Source organism: Pseudomonas sp. FEN, from assembly GCF_904067045.1.
Classification (GTDB): Bacteria; Pseudomonadota; Gammaproteobacteria; order Pseudomonadales; family Pseudomonadaceae; genus Aquipseudomonas.
On the sequence record NZ_CAJFDC010000036.1, the window covers coordinates 1,318,624 to 1,334,232 of the forward strand.

The 15,609-nt window shown below is 62.0% G+C and carries 13 protein-coding genes and 2 pseudogenes; 7 read left to right on the top strand and 8 right to left on the bottom strand.

Annotated features, from left to right (window positions below; all coding sequences use genetic code 11):
• The first annotated feature begins 32 nt into the window (after positions 1 to 32).
• From PFEN_RS29455 to PFEN_RS29475, 5 genes and pseudogenes are all read left to right on the top strand, one after another.
• Positions 33 to 998, top strand: coding sequence for an HlyD family secretion protein (locus PFEN_RS29455; RefSeq protein WP_191490081.1), 966 nt, complete (start codon positions 33 to 35; stop codon positions 996 to 998).
• Positions 995 to 3,718, top strand: coding sequence for a ribosome-associated ATPase/putative transporter RbbA (gene rbbA / locus PFEN_RS29460; protein ID WP_191490082.1), 2,724 nt, complete (start codon positions 995 to 997; stop codon positions 3,716 to 3,718). The genes PFEN_RS29455 and rbbA overlap by 4 nt, the downstream gene beginning before the upstream one ends.
• Entirely contained in the window at positions 3,718 to 4,836 is a 1,119-nt protein-coding gene (locus tag PFEN_RS29465) for an ABC transporter permease (protein WP_191490083.1), read from the top strand. Before rbbA ends, PFEN_RS29465 begins: the two co-directional genes overlap by 1 nt.
• Positions 4,837 to 5,055: 219 nt before the next feature.
• Positions 5,056 to 5,193, top strand: a pseudogene (locus PFEN_RS29470) (ABC transporter permease); the annotation flags it as partial.
• Positions 5,194 to 5,412: 219 nt separating this feature from the next.
• Positions 5,413 to 5,550, top strand: a pseudogene (locus PFEN_RS29475) (ABC transporter permease); the annotation flags it as partial.
• 162 nt (positions 5,551 to 5,712) lie between these two features.
• On the opposite strand, the gene PFEN_RS29480 reads toward PFEN_RS29475, so the two are convergent.
• Positions 5,713 to 6,129, bottom strand: a complete 417-nt coding sequence (locus PFEN_RS29480) for a flagellar basal body-associated protein FliL (RefSeq protein WP_191490084.1) — start codon at positions 6,127 to 6,129, stop codon at positions 5,713 to 5,715.
• A gap of 157 nt (positions 6,130 to 6,286) precedes the next feature.
• Between PFEN_RS29480 and PFEN_RS29485 the strand changes: the two genes are divergently transcribed.
• Entirely contained in the window at positions 6,287 to 7,264 is a 978-nt protein-coding gene (locus PFEN_RS29485; protein ID WP_191490085.1) for an NADPH:quinone oxidoreductase family protein, read from the top strand.
• A 40-nt stretch (positions 7,265 to 7,304) separates the two neighbouring features.
• Here PFEN_RS29485 and PFEN_RS29490 read toward each other — a convergent pair whose 3' ends face one another.
• Both PFEN_RS29490 and PFEN_RS29495 read right to left on the bottom strand, forming a co-directional pair.
• A complete protein-coding gene (locus tag PFEN_RS29490) occupies positions 7,305 to 8,390 on the bottom strand; it encodes an anthrax toxin-like adenylyl cyclase domain-containing protein (protein ID WP_191490086.1) in 1,086 nt (361 codons plus the stop codon).
• Positions 8,391 to 8,610: 220 nt separating this feature from the next.
• Positions 8,611 to 9,258 carry a gamma-glutamylcyclotransferase gene (locus tag PFEN_RS29495; protein WP_191490087.1) on the bottom strand — a complete coding sequence of 216 codons (648 nt, stop codon included), beginning with the start codon at positions 9,256 to 9,258 and terminating at the stop codon, positions 8,611 to 8,613.
• 283 nt (positions 9,259 to 9,541) lie between these two features.
• Here PFEN_RS29495 and PFEN_RS29500 point away from each other — a divergent pair, with 283 nt between their 5' ends.
• Positions 9,542 to 10,030, top strand: coding sequence for a sn-glycerol-3-phosphate transporter (locus PFEN_RS29500; RefSeq protein WP_191490088.1), 489 nt, complete (start codon positions 9,542 to 9,544; stop codon positions 10,028 to 10,030).
• Between the two features lie 183 nt (positions 10,031 to 10,213).
• Here the strand turns inward: PFEN_RS29500 and PFEN_RS29505 are convergent, their stop codons facing one another.
• From PFEN_RS29505 to PFEN_RS29525, 5 genes are all read right to left on the bottom strand, one after another.
• On the bottom strand, positions 10,214 to 11,182 hold the full coding sequence (locus PFEN_RS29505) for a CDP-6-deoxy-delta-3,4-glucoseen reductase (protein WP_191490089.1): 969 nt from the start codon (positions 11,180 to 11,182) through the stop codon (positions 10,214 to 10,216).
• The gene (gene ubiD, locus PFEN_RS29510; RefSeq protein WP_191490090.1) at positions 11,182 to 12,648 is read right to left on the bottom strand and encodes a 4-hydroxy-3-polyprenylbenzoate decarboxylase; all 1,467 of its coding nucleotides are present in this window, start codon (positions 12,646 to 12,648) and stop codon (positions 11,182 to 11,184) included. Before ubiD ends, PFEN_RS29505 begins: the two co-directional genes overlap by 1 nt.
• A 128-nt stretch (positions 12,649 to 12,776) precedes the next feature.
• On the bottom strand, positions 12,777 to 14,036 hold the full coding sequence (gene rho / locus PFEN_RS29515) for a transcription termination factor Rho (RefSeq protein ID WP_100942095.1): 1,260 nt from the start codon (positions 14,034 to 14,036) through the stop codon (positions 12,777 to 12,779).
• Between the two features lie 244 nt (positions 14,037 to 14,280).
• The gene (gene trxA, locus PFEN_RS29520) at positions 14,281 to 14,607 is read right to left on the bottom strand and encodes a thioredoxin TrxA (RefSeq protein ID WP_191490091.1); all 327 of its coding nucleotides are present in this window, start codon (positions 14,605 to 14,607) and stop codon (positions 14,281 to 14,283) included.
• A 205-nt stretch (positions 14,608 to 14,812) separates the two neighbouring features.
• Positions 14,813 to 15,511, bottom strand: coding sequence for a FadR/GntR family transcriptional regulator (locus PFEN_RS29525; protein ID WP_191490092.1), 699 nt, complete (start codon positions 15,509 to 15,511; stop codon positions 14,813 to 14,815).
• Positions 15,512 to 15,609: the final 98 nt, after the last annotated feature.

Genomic DNA, 15,609 nt, shown 5'->3' on the forward strand with positions numbered 1-15,609 from the left:
AGGCTAAGGCGTTATTGATGCAGGATGCAAGAATGTCGACGAATCACCACCGCTCCCGTCTTTTCGCCGGTTCCTTGCTCGTGCTGCTGATGGCCGCCGGCGGTTTCGGCTACTGGAAATCGCTCCACGACCGCTTGCCCGAAGGCCTGGCCATGGCTAACGGTCGCCTCGAAGCCACTGAAGTGCAGATCGCCAGCAAAACCCCGGGCCGGCTGGCCGAGGTGCTGGTCAATGAAGGCGACAAGGTCAGCCGTGGACAACTGCTGGCCCGCCTCGACACCCGCACCCTCGAAGCCCAGCGCAACCAGGCTGAAGCCGAAGTACTGCGCGCCCGCGAGAACTTCGCCGCCAACCAGGCCAACGTGCAACTGCGCCAGAGCGAACTGTTGCTGGCCGGCCAGGAACTCAGGCGGTTTCGCGAACTGTCCCAGCGCGGTTTCGCCAGCGGCCAGGTGATCGACCAGCAACAGTCCCGCTACGACACCAGCAACGCCGCCTTGACCGCCGCCAAGGCCCAGGTCTCGGCCACCAGCGCCGCCATCGGGGCGGCCCAGGCTCAGGTCGCCCAGTTGACCAGCGAAATCGACGACAGCAGCCTGCGCGCGCCCATCGACGGCATTATCCAGTTGCGCCTGGCCGAGCCCGGAGAAGTCCTCGGCGCCGGCGGTCGGGTGCTGCTGCTGATCGATCCCAGCGACCAGTATATGAACCTCTACCTGCCCGCCGCCGTCGTCGGACGCCTGACCCAGGGCGATGACGCGCGGATCGTGCTCGACGCCCTGCCCGAGCAGCCCCTGCCGGCGAAAATCGCCTTCGTCGCCGCCAAATCCCAATTCACCCCCAAGGAAGTGGAAACCCGCGACGAGCGGCAGAAACTGGTGTTCCGGGTCAAACTGCGCCTGACCGAACCCGCCGCCGTGCCCCAGGCCAAGCCCGGCATGCCTGGCGCCGGCTACGTGCACACCGCCCCCGTGGACTGGCCGGCCAATCTGAAATGAGCGACCTGGCGCTGCAAGCCAGTGGCATCCAGCATCGCTATGGCGACCAACAAGCCTTGGTCGATATCGCTTTCAGCCTGCCCGCCGGCACCCGCTGCGGTCTGATCGGTCCGGACGGTGCCGGTAAATCGAGCCTGTTGGGACTGATCGCCGGAGTCAAGACGCTCCAGCAAGGCCAGTTGCAAGTGCTCGGCGGCGCCATCGACGAGCGCCGCCACCGCGCCAGCCTGTATCCGCGCATCGCTTTCATGCCCCAGGGCCTGGGTGGCAACCTCTACCCCGATTTGTCGATCAGCGAGAACATCCGCTTCTTCGCCACCCTGTTCGGGCTGACGAAAGCCGACTGCAACCTGCGCATGCACAACCTGCTGCGCGCCACCGACCTTGAGCACTTCCGCGATCGCCCGGCCGGCAAGCTCTCCGGCGGCATGAAGCAGAAACTCGGTTTGTGTTGCGCGCTGATCCACGACCCCGACCTGCTGATCCTCGACGAACCCACCACCGGCGTCGACCCGCTGTCCCGGCGGCACTTCTGGGAACTGGTGGACGAATTCCGGCGCCAACGCCCGCAACTGACGCTGCTGGTGGCGACCGCCTATATGGAGGAAGCCGAACAGTTCGAGCACTGCCTGATGCTCGACCGTGGCCACCTGATCGCCGCGGGCCTGAGCCATGAACTGGCCGCCAGCACCCCGAGCGGCAAGCTCGACGACGCCTTCACCCACTTCCAGGGCGACAGCGATCACGACAACCAGCCCCTGGTGATTCCGCCACGCAGCGACGGCCAGGCCGATATCGCCATCGAAGCCCACGAACTGACCTTGCGCTTTGGCGACTTCACGGCCGTGGACAAGGTCAGCTTCGCCATCGGCCGGGGGGAGATCTTCGGTTTTCTCGGTTCCAACGGCTGTGGCAAGACCACCACGATGAAAGTCCTCACCGGCCTGATGCCCGCCAGCGAAGGCAGTGCCAAGCTGCTCGGCAAGCCGGTGGACGCCGCGGACCTGGCGACCCGCAAGCGCGTCGGCTTCATGTCCCAGAGTTTTTCACTGTATGGCGAACTCAGCACGCGACAGAACCTTGAACTGCATGCGCGCCTGTTCGACCTGCCCAAGGCCGACAGCGCGACGCGGATCGAGGAACTGCTGCAGCGCTTCGACCTCGCGGCGATCGCTGACCAGCCGTCCGGCACCTTGCCCCTGGGCCTGCGACAACGCCTGTCCTTGGCGGTGGCGGTGCTGCATCGCCCGGAAGTGCTGATCCTCGACGAGCCCACCTCCGGAGTCGATCCGGCGGCCCGGGATGACTTCTGGCGCCTGCTGATCGAGCTGTCCCGGGAGCAGGGAGTGACGATCTTTCTCTCCACCCACTTCATGAACGAAGCCCAGCGCTGCGACCGCATTTCCTTGATGCATGCCGGCCAGGTGCTCGCCTGCGACACCCCGGATGCCCTGCAACGCCAGTTCCAGGGCGACACGCTGGAGGCGGCTTTTGTCCGTTGCCTGGAACAGGCACAGGGCAGTTCGCCGGAACCACCGAGCGCCAGTGACGACAAGGCGGCGCCGACGTCCAGCCTGGCACCGAACAAGACCGGTTTCAGTCCGGCGCGCCTGCTGGCCGTGGCCAGCCGTGAAGGCAAGGAACTGCTGCGCGACAAGGTGCGGCTGGCCTTCGCCCTGTTGGGGGCGCTGTTCATGATGGTGATCTTCGGCTACGGGATTTCCCTGGACGTGGAAAACCTCGCCTTCGCCGTGTATGACCAGGACCAGACGCCGCAAAGCCGGGCCTATCTGGAGGCCTTCCGCAGCTCGCGCTACTTCGAGGAAAAAACCCCGATCCGCGACGCCACGCAGCTGCACCAGCGCCTGCAACGCTCGGAGATCAAGCTCGCGCTGGAGATTCCCCCGGGCTTCGGCCGCGACCTGTATGCCGGGCGCCAGCCCACGGTCGCCGCCTGGCTGGACGGCGGCATGCCGTTTCGCGCCGAAACCAGTCGCAACTATGTCGAGGCCGTGCACCAGGCCAACCTCGAACAACTGGCGGCGCAAAGCAGCCCGGCCTACGACAGCCGCTCCGCCGCCAACCTGGAGACCCGCTTTCGTTACAACCAGGATGTGGTCAGCGTAAATGCCATCGGCCCGGGAGTAATGGCGTTGATCCTGGCCTTTATCCCGGCGATGCTCACCGCCCTGGGCATTGTCCGCGAGAAGGAACTGGGGTCGATCACCAACTTCTATGCCACGCCCCTCACCCGCCTGGAATTCCTGCTGGGCAAGCAGGTGCCGTACCTGGTGGTCAGCCTGGTCAATCTGAGCCTGCTGGTGGCGATGAACCGCTGGCTGTTCGGCGTGCCCTTCAAGGGCAGCGGCCTGACCCTGGCCCTGGGTGGCGTACTCTATGTGCTGGCGACCACCGGCATGGGCCTGCTGATCTCGGCCTTCACCCGCACCCAGATCGCCGCGATCCTCGGCACCATGATCATCACCAGCCTGCCGACCATCCAGTTTTCCGGGCTGATCGTGCCACGCTCGTCACTGGAAGGCGGTGCCGCGCTGATGGGCATGCTGTTTCCCGCCGGGCACTTCCTCGACATTGCCGTCGGCACTTTCACCAAGGCCCTGGATCTACGCCAGCTCTGGCCACAGTGCCTGGCGCTGTTCGGGTTCTTCGTCGCCTTTACCGGCCTGAGCCTGATCATGCTCAAGAAGCAGGAGGTCTGATGCACAAGTTCGCCCACATCCTGCGCCTGGGCATCAAGGAACTGACCAGCCTGCGCCATGACAGCGTCCTGTTGCTATTCCTGTTCTACGCCTTCAGCGTGGCGATCTACATGCCGGCGGCCGGTTCGGTGATCGGCGTGCACAACGCCAGTGTCGCCCTGGTGGACGAGGACCACAGCGCACTGTCGCGACAACTGGGCGAGGCCCTGCAACCACCGGAATTCCAGCGCCCCGCCGACCTGCCCTACGACCGCCTGGACGCGGCCCTGGACAGCGGCCAGTACACCTTCGTGATCAATGTGCCGGCCAACTTCCAGAGCGACCTGCTGGCCGGACGCTCACCCACCGTGCAGGTCAACGTCGACGCCACCGCCATGAGCCAGGCGTTCATGGGCGCCGGCTATATCGGCCGGATCTTCCAACGCGAACTCCTCGACTACAGCGGCCAGGCCGAGACGGCAAGCCGGACGCCGATCCAGTTGACCAGCCGGGCCTTGTTCAACTCCAACCTGGAGGGGGGCTGGTTCCTGGCGGTGATCCAGATCGTCAACAACATCACTATCCTGGCGATCGTCCTTACCGGTACCGCGCTGCTGCGCGAACGCGAGCACGGCACGCTGGATCACCTGCTGGTATTGCCGCTCACCGCCCTGGAAATCATGCTGGCGAAAATCTGGAGCAACCTGCTGGTGGTGGTGGTCTGTACCTGGGTGTCGCTGGAGGTGGTCGTCAAGGGTGTACTGGGCGTGCCGCTGGCCGGCTCGCTGGGCTTGTTCCTGGGAGTAACGGGCCTGTATCTGTTCGCCAGCACGGCGCTGGGGATCTTCCTCGCAACCCTCGCGCGCTCGACCCCGCAGTTCGGCCTGCTGGCGATCCCGGTAATTATCCCCATGCTCCTGCTGTCCGGCGGCAGCACGCCGCTGGACAGCATGCCGACCTGGCTGCAGTGGGTGATGCAGGGCTCACCGTCGACACACTTCGTCAGCCTGAGCGCGGCGATCCTGTTCCGCGATGCCGGCATCAGCGTGGTCTGGCCGGATGTACTGGCGCTGGCTGTCATCGGCCTGGTGTTCTTCGCGATTGCGTTGATGCGCTTTCGCAAAAGCCTGACATCCTGAGACCTGTGGCGAGCGGGCTTGCCCGCGCTGGGCTGCGAAGCAGCCCCAAAAACCTGTGACCGTGTTCCACCTGACACAATGAAGTCGCTGATTTCAGGGCCGCTTCGCTGCCCAGCGCGGGCAAGCCCGCTCGCCACACAAACTCGGCAGGCCTCTGAAGCGTTACTGTGCGATCAGGTTATTGAACAGCAGTCCTCGATCACCGGCTTGCCGGTTTCCGTCAGTCTGAGCGCGGCGATCCTGTTCGGCGACGCCGGCATCAGCGTGGTCTGGCCGGATGTACTGGCGCTGGCCGTCATCGGCCTGGTGTTCTTCGCGATTGCGTTGATGCGCTTTCGCAAAAGCCTGACATCCTGAGACCTGTGGCGAGCGGGCTTGCCCGCGCTGGGCTGCGAAGCAGCCCCAAAAACCTGTGACCGCGTTCCGCCTGACACAATGAAGTCGCTGATTTCAGGGCCGCTTCGCAGCCCAGCGCGGGCAAGCCCGCTCGCCACACAAACTCGGCAGGCCTCTGAAGCGTTACTGTGCGATCAGGTTATTGAACAGCAGTCCTCGATCACCGGCTTGCCGGTTTCCGTCAGTCTGAGCGCGGCGATCCTGTTCGGCGACGCCGGCATCAGCGTGGTCTGGCCAGATGTACTGGCACTGGCCGTCATCGGCCTGGTGTTCTTCGCGATTGCGTTGACGCGCTTTCGCAAAAGCCTGACATCCTGAGACCTGTGGCGAGCGGGCTTGCCCGCGCTGGGCTGCGAAGCAGCCCCAAAAACCTGTGACCGCGTTCCGCCTGACACAATGAAGTCGCTGATTTCAGGGCCGCTTCGCAGCCCAGCGCGGGCAAGCCCGCTCGCCACACAAACTCGGTAGGCCTCTGAAGCGTTACTGCACGATCAGGTTATTGAACAGCAAGTCCTCGATCACCGGCTTGCCGGTTTCATCACTCATCACCTGCCGAACCTGTTTCAGGGCTTCCTGACGCATCTTTTCCTTGGCGTCGACATTGCTCATCGACTCCGTGGTCTGCTGGGCGAACAATGCCACCAACTGGTTACGGATCAGCGGTTCATTGGCCTTGACCGCCTTGGCGGCCTCGTCGCCGGTCACCCGCAGGGCCACGTCGGCCTTGTACACCTTGAGTTTCGGGCTGCCATCCAGTCCATAGTTGCCGACAAACGGCGGTGTCAGGCTGATATAGCTGACCTTTGGACCCGCGCCTTCCCCTTCCTTGGCTTCTTCCGCCGCCACTGCCGCCATCGGCAGCGACAAAGCCAACATCAACATGATCAACGCTTTCACAATTCGCTCCTTATCCGGTTTGCGGCCTAGCATAACGACCCACACCGCAGCGCCCAAGCAAAAAGCTTATAGGCGACTATCAGGGCGGGGCATGCTCGTTGACCCTTAGACTCACACACCTACACTTATCGGCCATCACTCCCAAAGGAATAGCCCGATGAAAGCCGTGCTCTGCAAAGCCTTCGGCCCCGCCGAAACGCTGGTGCTGGAAGAGATCGCCAGCCCCGTACCGGCAAAGAACGAGATTCTGCTGCAGGTGCATGCCGCCGGGGTGAATTTCCCGGACACGCTGATCATCGAGGGCAAGTACCAGTTCAAACCACCTTTCCCGTTTTCCCCGGGTGGCGAGGCGGCCGGCGTGGTCGCCGCCGTGGGTGAAAAGGTCAGCCACCTCAAGGTCGGTGACCGGGTCATGGCCCTGACCGGCTGGGGCAGTTTTGCCGAAGAGGTGAAAGTGCCCGGTTATAACGTGTTGCCGATCCCCGCCGCCATGGACTTCACCACCGCCGCCGCCTTCAGCATGACCTATGGCACCTCCATGCACGCGCTCAAGCAACGCGCGCAGTTACAGCCGGGGGAAACCCTGTTGGTACTCGGTGCTTCCGGTGGCGTGGGCCTGGCTGCCGTGGAAATCGGCAAGGCCATGGGTGCCCGGGTCATCGCCGCTGCCAGCAGCGCCGAGAAACTCGCGGTGGCCAAGGCCTTCGGGGCCGACGAACTGATCAACTATGGCCAGGACAATCTGAAGGATGAAATCAAGCGCCTGACCGATGGCAACGGCGTCGACGTGATCTATGACCCGGTGGGTGGCGACCTGTTCGACCAGGCCATTCGCTCCATCGCCTGGAACGGCCGCCTGCTGGTGGTGGGCTTCGCCAGCGGACGCATCCCGGAGCTGCCGGTGAACCTGGCGTTGCTCAAGGGCGCGGCGGTGATCGGGGTGTTCTGGGGCTCGTTCGCCCAGCGCCAACCCCAGGACAACGCCGCCAACTTCCAGCAATTGTTCAACTGGTTCGCCGAGGGCAAATTGAAGCCGCTGGTGTCGCAGACCTATCCGCTGGCGCAGACCGCTCAGGCTATCAATGACCTCGCCCAGCGCAAGGCCGTCGGTAAAGTGGTGGTGCAGGTGCGTTGAGCGGCAGAGACTGACCTTGGCGAGACGAAGGGAAGCGACGCTATACCTCGTAATGGCCTTGCCGAGTCAGGGTGAGGCCGAGCTGACGATGCCAGCCGGGATTCAATCCGAGTATGTAATCAAACCCCAGCACACAGAGCAATTGCTTCAGCTCATGCACATTCCGGGCACAGTAAGCCTCTTCATTCGGAATGAAGAACAGAGCGGGAAAATCAATATCCGTCACCAGAGGGCGTCCCGCTTCGTCGCTGTGATGCACCACATTTCCCCCTCGGTAGCCCGAGGCGCGAACGGCGCTGTTCAGGGCGCTTCGAATACCGCTGATGCGCGGGGTCATATTGCCCAGGTCGGGATGTTCATGCTGAGTATAGAAGTCCATGTCCCGGGGAAACCGATCCGTATCAGGCACCATGCGCCGATCCGCGCCTGAACGGGAATAGGCGTGGCGCCGGGGGAATACCGCCCACAGGTCATAATCACAGGTCGTTGCCGCCCGATAGGTATTGCGTACTTGCGGTGAGCAAAGGCTATCCACAATGGCCATGACCGGCAGGAGGCTTGCACGGTCCGGCGCTTGATTCATCTCTTTCAGATTATTGGACAGGCGAGACTCTTGCGGTCCATAGAACACCCCCCAGAGTGACTCTTCGTTGCTTCCGGCAACGGATGTGGCATGTTTCAAGACGAACTTGATGGGCACGCCCGACGGGGCGGCGGCGACATAGTGCATTTCAAGATTGTTTCCACCCACAAGCGTCATACACTTCAGCTGGCTCTCCAGCGCTTTACGCCGCTTATCGGTAATATAAAGCGGTGTTTGGCTTGCCCCTAACTGCGCGCTCTCTTGCAATGCTTTGCGCTGACTTGGAAAGTCCGGGTTCTTGGTGAACCTGGGATCCGCCAGGACGAAGCCGGCCATCGGCCCCCAAGTGCAACTTTTAGCTTTATTGTGAAACCCTTTCGTTGCATAGCTTTCACGCAGCAGGCCAGTGGCAAAAGGCCCCACCGCTCTTACCGAAATCACACATTTTTGAGCGTCGGCCACCCGTTGAAACGCCCGGCCATGCTCTATCGGCATGCCTGTACTGGTAATCGCCGACGAACCACGAAACAAATCAAGTTTCATATAATAATGCCACTTAACTTCAAAAGATGATTAGTTATAACATCGCCCTACCTCACTCACGAACACGAATAATGAAACAATTCTTGAATACACTATCAACCCAGCCTTATATGACCCTCCCTCGACAAACGCTCCCACACTGATATCAAATATCGCTCTCGAAATATATAAATACGATGGGAGGCGCCCGCAGCAAGCCGGCGCCGACAAGTCCGTGCAGTTAATGCGAGACCGAACGGCAGCGCTTGAGCCGCGCTTCCAGGTTGTGGTCCGGCATGGCGTGGCTGCGCAAGGCGCTGGCCGTCTGTTCGACGTAGTCGCGCGTGGTGCCATAACGCCCGCGAGCGCTTTCGAATACCTGGTTGAGTACATGGTCCGGCAAGTTACCGGCATAGCTGGGCAGGTGCCGCTCCAGCACGAAGCCCAGCGCCTGAACTGTCTGCCCCGTTTCCAAGCGGCAACTGAGCCAGTGCGGACGATAGGAGGGCACCGGCATTTCCCGCTGCCACAAGGCATAGAGCGAGGCTTCCAACTGATCGTCCGACAGCCGATAGGCAAACCCGCTACAGGAGCCACCGCGATCCAGGCCGAACACCAGCCCTGGAAACTCCGGCGTACCCCGATGTTCATGGGACCACAGGTACAGGCCCCGGTGATAACCGTGAACCCGCCCACGAACCCGCTCCACGGCGGAGCATTCGGGACGCCAGATCAATGAACCATAGGCAAACAACCAGACCGCTCCGCCCTTGTGTCGAGCCATGGTGGCCTGCATGGAGCAAAGCAGTTGTTCGTGGGTCAGTTGCGCCCCCAGTTCCAGGCGCGGCGGATAGGCCAAACTCGACAACGCAGGATCGATAGCGGTCATGGCGAATTACACGGAACTCCTGGTCATTATCAGTTACAAGTCACTTTACCGTAATAGAACGCGCGACTGTAACCGTCCGATGAAAAAGTACCGGACCCGACCTGATATAGCCTAACAACCGGTAACAAATAAATTAAATATTAAAATCGCATAACGATAGGCTGTGCACTGCACCAAGGATAATTCCTACATACACTTCAGAGGCCACGGTCTGACAATCCGATTTAGACTTACGTATAACGGCCGCCTACCTCAACCGCCACGTCTTCACCAGGGGCCAATCATGGGCAAACCACTCCTCATCCCGGCACTGTGCCTGTTCATCCTCGCGCCAACCGCCCGGGCCCAGTCGGCAGACGCTTCAAGTACCAGTGACCGGGGCTTCTGGTACTTGCAGGCGAGCGTGTTTACCCGCCATTTCTCGCCAAACCCGGAACACAACGACCATCAGGACCTGATTGGCCTGGAGCGCAATGAAGCCTCGGGTTTTATCTATGGGGCGGCGACGTTTCGCAACTCCTTCAGCCAGCGTTCGTATTACGCCTATGCCGGCAAACGTTTCGAGAGTGCCGATTATCCGCTGTACCTGAAGGTCACCGGCGGCCTGCTGCAGGGTTATACCGGGCAGTACCGCGACAAGATTCCGTTGAACCACCTGGGCGTTGCGCCGGTGATCATTCCTTCGCTCGGCGTGCATTACGGACCGGTGGCGACGGAAGTGGTGCTGCTGGGATTCAATGCCGCGATGCTTACCGCCGGGGTCCGTTTCTGAGGGGTGTGTGGCGATCTTGCGGACCTTTGTGGCGAGGGGGCTTGCCCCCGCTGGGGGGCGCGAAGCGCCCCTGAAACCTGATACCTCGGTTTACCTGATACACCTCGATCACTGGTTTCGGGGCTGCTTCGCAGCCCAACGGGGGCAAGCCCCCTCGCCACAAGGTATCACCCGCCTGGGGTACTAAGGCCTCGGCGCGTAGGCGAACACATCGGCGCGCATCTGGTGCGCGTCCATCCCCGCGCTCACCAGGGCATCGAGCGTCGCATAGATCATCGCCGGCGAGCCGCTGGCATAGACATGCACCGTCGACAGGTCGGTAATGTCCTCGCAGACCGCCTGGTGCAACAAGCCGCAACGCCCGTCCCAGTCACAGCGGTCACTGACCACTTTGTGCAGGAACAGGTTCGGCAACCGCTTCCACTCGTCCCAGTGTTCCAACGCGTAGAAATCCTCGGGGCGGCGCACGCCCCAATACAAATGCACCGGGTGCGGGAAGCCACTGGAACGGCAATGCTCGATCAGGCTGTTCATCTGCGCCATGCCAGTTCCCGCCGCGATCAACACCAGCGGGCCATCAGGCAACTGGGCCAGGTGGGTATCGCCAAACGGCAACTCGACCCGCGCCAGGCGGTTGCGCTGCAACTGCTCGATCAGGCTCTGGGCGCTGGTTTCGCGCACCAGCACATGCAGTTCCAGGTCACGCCCGGCGTGCGGCGCGGACGCCAGGGAAAACGCCGACTTCTCGCCGTTGTCGCGCTCAATCATCAGGTACTGCCCAGCGTGATAACGCGGCGGCTTGCCCGCCGGTGCCCGCAGGCGCACCCGCCAGACATCACCGCCGATCTCGACACACTCGATCAACTGACAGGCCAGCGTGCGCACCGGCAGTTCGCCTTGCGCGAGCACCCCATCCCAGAGCACCACGCAGTCTTCCAGAGGCTCTGCGATACAGGTGTAGAACTCGCCATGGTCACGCACATCGCCGGCCTGGGCGACCCGCCCTTCCACCAGCAGCGCGGCGCACACATGGCAGTTGCCGTTGCGACAACTTTGCGGGCAGTCATAGCCCAGGCGCCGGGCGCCGTCGAGAATCCGCTCGCCGGGCCGTATCTCAAGCACGGCGCCGGACGGCTGCAAGGTCACACGCATCAATCTATTCCTAACTGATTCCAAATGGCATCGACCCGTCGGGTCACGGCCTCATCCTTGACGATCACCCGGCCCCACTCACGCGTGGTCTCGCCGGGCCATTTGTGCGTGGCATCCAACCCCATCTTCGAACCCAGGCCGGACACCGGCGAGGCGAAGTCGAGGTAGTCGATCGGCGTGTTGTCGATCATCACCGTGTCGCGCTTGGGATCCATGCGCGTGGTGATGGCCCAGATCACGTCGTTCCAGTCACGGGCGTTGATATCGTCATCAGTGACGATAACGAACTTGGTATACATGAACTGTCGCAAAAACGACCAGACACCCAGCATGACGCGCTTGGCGTGGCCCGGATACGACTTCTTCATGGTCACGATGGCCATGCGATACGAGCAACCTTCCGGCGGCAGGTAGAAGTCGGTGATTTCCGGGAACTGCTTCTGCAGGATCGGCACGAACACTTCGTTCAGCGCCACACCGAGAATCGCCGGCTCGTCCGGTGGTCGACCGGTGTAGGTGCTGTGGTAGATCGGCTTGATCCGATGAGTGATGCGCTGCACGGTAAACACCGGGAAGCTGTCGACTTCGTTGTAATAGCCGGTGTGGTCGCCGTAGGGGCCTTCCGGCGCCATCTCGCCCGGATGGATCACACCCTCGAGGACGATTTCCGCCGAGGCCGGCACTTGCAGGTCATTGCCACGACATTTGACCAACTCGGTGCGGTTGCCCCGCAAGAGGCCGGCGAAGGCGTATTCGGAGAGACTGTCCGGCACCGGGGTCACGGCACCAAGAATGGTCGCCGGGTCCGCGCCCAGGGCCACGGATACCGGGAACGGCTGGCCCGGATGCTTTTCGCACCACTCGCGGTAATCCAGCGCACCGCCACGGTGGCTGAGCCAGCGCATGATCACCTTGTTGCGGGCGATCACCTGCTGGCGATAGATACCGAGGTTCTGGCGGTCCTTGTTCGGCCCTTTGGTGACCGTCAGGCCCCAGGTGATCAGCGGCGCGACGTCGCCCGGCCAGCAATGCTGGACCGGCAACTGGCCGAGGTCGACGTCATCGCCTTCGATGATGATTTCCTGGCAGGGCGCGTCCTTGACCACCTTCGGCGCCATGGCAATGATCTTGCGGAAGATCGGCAGCTTGGACCAGGCGTCCTTGAGTCCCTTGGGCGGCTCCGGCTCCTTGAGGAAGGCCAGCAGCTTGCCGATTTCACGCAGCTCGCTGACCGCCTCGGCGCCCATGCCCAGGGCCACCCGCTCGGGGGTGCCGAACAGGTTGCCGAGCACCGGGATATCGAAACCGGTGGGTTTCTCGAACAGCAGCGCCGGCCCCTTGGCCCGCAGCGTGCGGTCGCAGACCTCGGTCATTTCCAGGATAGGGGACACCGGAACCTGAATGCGCTTGAGTTCGCCGCGCTGTTCCAGGCCGCTGATAAAGTCGCGCAAGTCGCGATACTGCATGCGTGAGCCTCGTAGGGTCCGTGGCGTTCGGGGTGGGCAGTTTACCCGGTTCGCCCCGATACCGCGCAATCGAACAACACCCGGACAGCAAAAAGCCGGGTTTCCCCGGCTTTTGCGTCCTGCTCGACTTACTTGCGTTTCATCGACAGGAAGAACTCATCGTTGGTCTTGGTCTGTTTCAGCTTGTCGATCAAGAACTCGATGGCAGCCACTTCATCCATCGGATGCAGCAGCTTGCGCAGGATCCACATGCGCTGCAGCTCGTCGTCGGCAGTCAGCAATTCTTCGCGGCGGGTGCCGGAACGGTTGATGTTGATAGCCGGGAAGACGCGCTTTTCAGCGATCTTGCGGTCCAGGGGCAGTTCCATGTTACCGGTACCCTTGAACTCTTCGTAGATCACTTCGTCCATCTTCGAGCCGGTTTCAACCAGCGCGGTGGCGATGATGGTCAGCGAACCGCCTTCCTCGATGTTGCGCGCGGCACCGAAGAAACGCTTCGGTTTCTCCAGGGCGTGGGCATCGACACCACCGGTCAGGACCTTGCCGGAGCTCGGGATCACGGTGTTGTAGGCACGCGCCAGACGGGTGATGGAGTCCAGCAGGATCACCACGTCCTTCTTGTGCTCGACCAGGCGCTTGGCCTTCTCGATGACCATTTCGGCCACTTGCACGTGACGGGTTGGCGGCTCGTCGAACGTCGAGGCAACCACTTCGCCGCGCACGGTACGCTGCATTTCGGTCACTTCTTCCGGACGCTCGTCGATCAGCAGCACGATCAAGTGCACTTCCGGGTTGTTGCGGGTGATGTTCGCCGCAATGTTCTGCAACATGATCGTCTTGCCGGCTTTCGGCGGCGCCACGATCAGGCCACGCTGGCCTTTGCCGATCGGCGCGCAAAGGTCGATCACGCGACCGGTCAGGTCTTCGGTGGAACCGTTACCGGCTTCCATCTTCATGCGCACGGTCGGGAACAGCGGGGTCAGGTTCTCGAAGAGAATCTTGTTCTTCGCGTTTTCCGGACGATCGAAGTTGATCGTGTCGACCTTGAGCAGGGCGAAATAACGCTCGCCTTCCTTCGGCGGACGGATCTTGCCGACGATGGTGTCACCGGTGCGCAAGTTGAAACGGCGGATCTGGCTTGGCGAGACGTAGATGTCGTCCGGGCCGGCCAGGTAGGAGGCGTCCGAAGAGCGGAGAAAGCCGAAGCCGTCCTGGAGGATCTCCAGCACGCCATCACCGGAGATTTCCTCGCCGCTTTTCGCGTGCTTTTTCAGCAGGGAGAAAATCACATCCTGCTTGCGCGAACGGGCCATATTTTCTATGCCCATCTGTTCGGCCAATTCGAGCAGTTCGGTAATCGGCTTTTGCTTGAGTTCAGTCAGATTCATATAGGAATGACGTAATCATTTATGGAGGGGGGAGAAATTAAGCTTTTGGCTTAATGAGGCCGCGCCGCGGAGAAGGCGACAGGATCGCGTACTTATTCGAAAAGGAGTGCGTCGGCGACGGCTTGCAGGGGGCAGTGGAGAAACCAGTGCGGGGCCGAATGTAACACCTGGACTTCTGGACGTCTAGCCCCTGACAACGAAAAAAGCCCCGCTATTTGCGGGGCTTTTTTTGACGATGCGGACCTTACAGGTGAGCGTCGAGGAAAGCGGTCAGTTGGCTCTTGGACAGTGCCCCGACCTTGGTCGCCGCGACGTCCCCATCCTTGAACAGCATCAGCGTCGGGATACCGCGCACGCCATGCTTGGCCGGGGTTTCCTGGTTTTCGTCGATGTTCAGCTTGGCGACGATCAACTTGCCCTGGTAGGTGTTGGCAATCTCGTCCAGGACCGGGGCGATCATCTTGCAGGGACCGCACCATTCGGCCCAGTAATCGACCAGTACAGGTTGCTCGGCCTTGAGAACTTCCGCCTCGAAGGAAGCATCGGTGACGTGCTTGATGTGTTCGCTCATGGAAGTCTCCGTGATTGTAAGCAGAAAAAAACGTGGCCCATCATAGCTGGCCTTCCTACGTACAGGAAGCCGCAGTTGATTGAGTCTAACTATGACAAATCATCAGTTTGGGTATAGCCCAATACGTGCGCTCTGCACAAAGACGCCCTCACAAGCACCGCCCCCTTGTAGGAGCGTCGACCGGCTGCTCCTACAGGGACTGTGATCAGCCGGGCGTGACGAAGGCAATGCCGGTGCGCAGGGCCGCATTGCGCACATGCTCCTGCATCGCTTTCTGTGCCGGCCCCGAGGCGCGACGCGCCAGGGCACGGAGGATCTTGCGGTGCTCCTGCCAGGTTTCCATGGCCCGCTCCGCCCGGATGAACGGCAGCTTCTGGCTTTCCAGGAACAGCTCGGCCGTGGCACTGAGGATGCCGACCATGGCCTGGTTACCGCTGGCGAGCAGGATGCGCCGGTGAAAATCGAAATCCAACCGGGCGGCAGCCTCGAAATCCCCGGCCTTGAGCTCCACCCGCAGGGCCTCGACGTTGTCCTGCAAGGCATCCAGCTCGTCGGCCGTCAGCGTCACCGCCGCCAGGCCCGCGGCAAAACCCTCCAGGGCATAACGCAGCTGGAAGATATCCTCCGGCGAGGCCTGGGCCGCGAACGGCCACGCCAGGCCGCCGGCCGGCGCCAAGTCCACCGGGGCCTGCACGAACACGCCCTTGCCTGGCTGCACACTGATCACCCCCAGGGCGCTCAGGGACGACAGCGCCTCGCGCAGCGATGCCCGGCTCACCCCCAGGCGCAGTGCCAGGTCGCGTTGCGAGGGCAGCACGTCACCCGGACCGAAGCCCTCTTCGGCGATCAATTTGCGGATGGCTTGCAGCGCCACTTCCGGAACGGCGCGGGAGATCGAATTCATCGTTTTTTCTAACTGTCAGTCCGGGAAAGCGCTAGTTGTAAAGCTATTGGCGGGATCCGGCAAGTCACGCCCAGCGTTGGTTCAACGTTGCCGGCGAA

What these genes read in the sequence shown, in the direction of transcription:
- PFEN_RS29455 (WP_191490081.1), top strand. Translation starts at nt 33, where the DNA reads ATGTCGACGAATCACCACCGCTCCCGTCTTTTCGCCGGTTCCTTGCTC.
- PFEN_RS29495 (WP_191490087.1), bottom strand. Translation starts at nt 9,258, where the DNA reads ATGACCGCTATCGATCCTGCGTTGTCGAGTTTGGCCTATCCGCCGCGC.
- PFEN_RS29485 (WP_191490085.1), top strand. Translation starts at nt 6,287, where the DNA reads ATGAAAGCCGTGCTCTGCAAAGCCTTCGGCCCCGCCGAAACGCTGGTG.
- PFEN_RS29465 (WP_191490083.1), top strand. Translation starts at nt 3,718, where the DNA reads ATGCACAAGTTCGCCCACATCCTGCGCCTGGGCATCAAGGAACTGACC.
- PFEN_RS29490 (WP_191490086.1), bottom strand. Translation starts at nt 8,390, where the DNA reads ATGAAACTTGATTTGTTTCGTGGTTCGTCGGCGATTACCAGTACAGGC.
- ubiD (WP_191490090.1), bottom strand. Translation starts at nt 12,648, where the DNA reads ATGCAGTATCGCGACTTGCGCGACTTTATCAGCGGCCTGGAACAGCGC.
- trxA (WP_191490091.1), bottom strand. Translation starts at nt 14,607, where the DNA reads ATGAGCGAACACATCAAGCACGTCACCGATGCTTCCTTCGAGGCGGAA.
- rbbA (WP_191490082.1), top strand. Translation starts at nt 995, where the DNA reads ATGAGCGACCTGGCGCTGCAAGCCAGTGGCATCCAGCATCGCTATGGC.
- PFEN_RS29500 (WP_191490088.1), top strand. Translation starts at nt 9,542, where the DNA reads ATGGGCAAACCACTCCTCATCCCGGCACTGTGCCTGTTCATCCTCGCG.
- rho (WP_100942095.1), bottom strand. Translation starts at nt 14,036, where the DNA reads ATGAATCTGACTGAACTCAAGCAAAAGCCGATTACCGAACTGCTCGAA.
- PFEN_RS29525 (WP_191490092.1), bottom strand. Translation starts at nt 15,511, where the DNA reads ATGAATTCGATCTCCCGCGCCGTTCCGGAAGTGGCGCTGCAAGCCATC.
- PFEN_RS29505 (WP_191490089.1), bottom strand. Translation starts at nt 11,182, where the DNA reads ATGCGTGTGACCTTGCAGCCGTCCGGCGCCGTGCTTGAGATACGGCCC.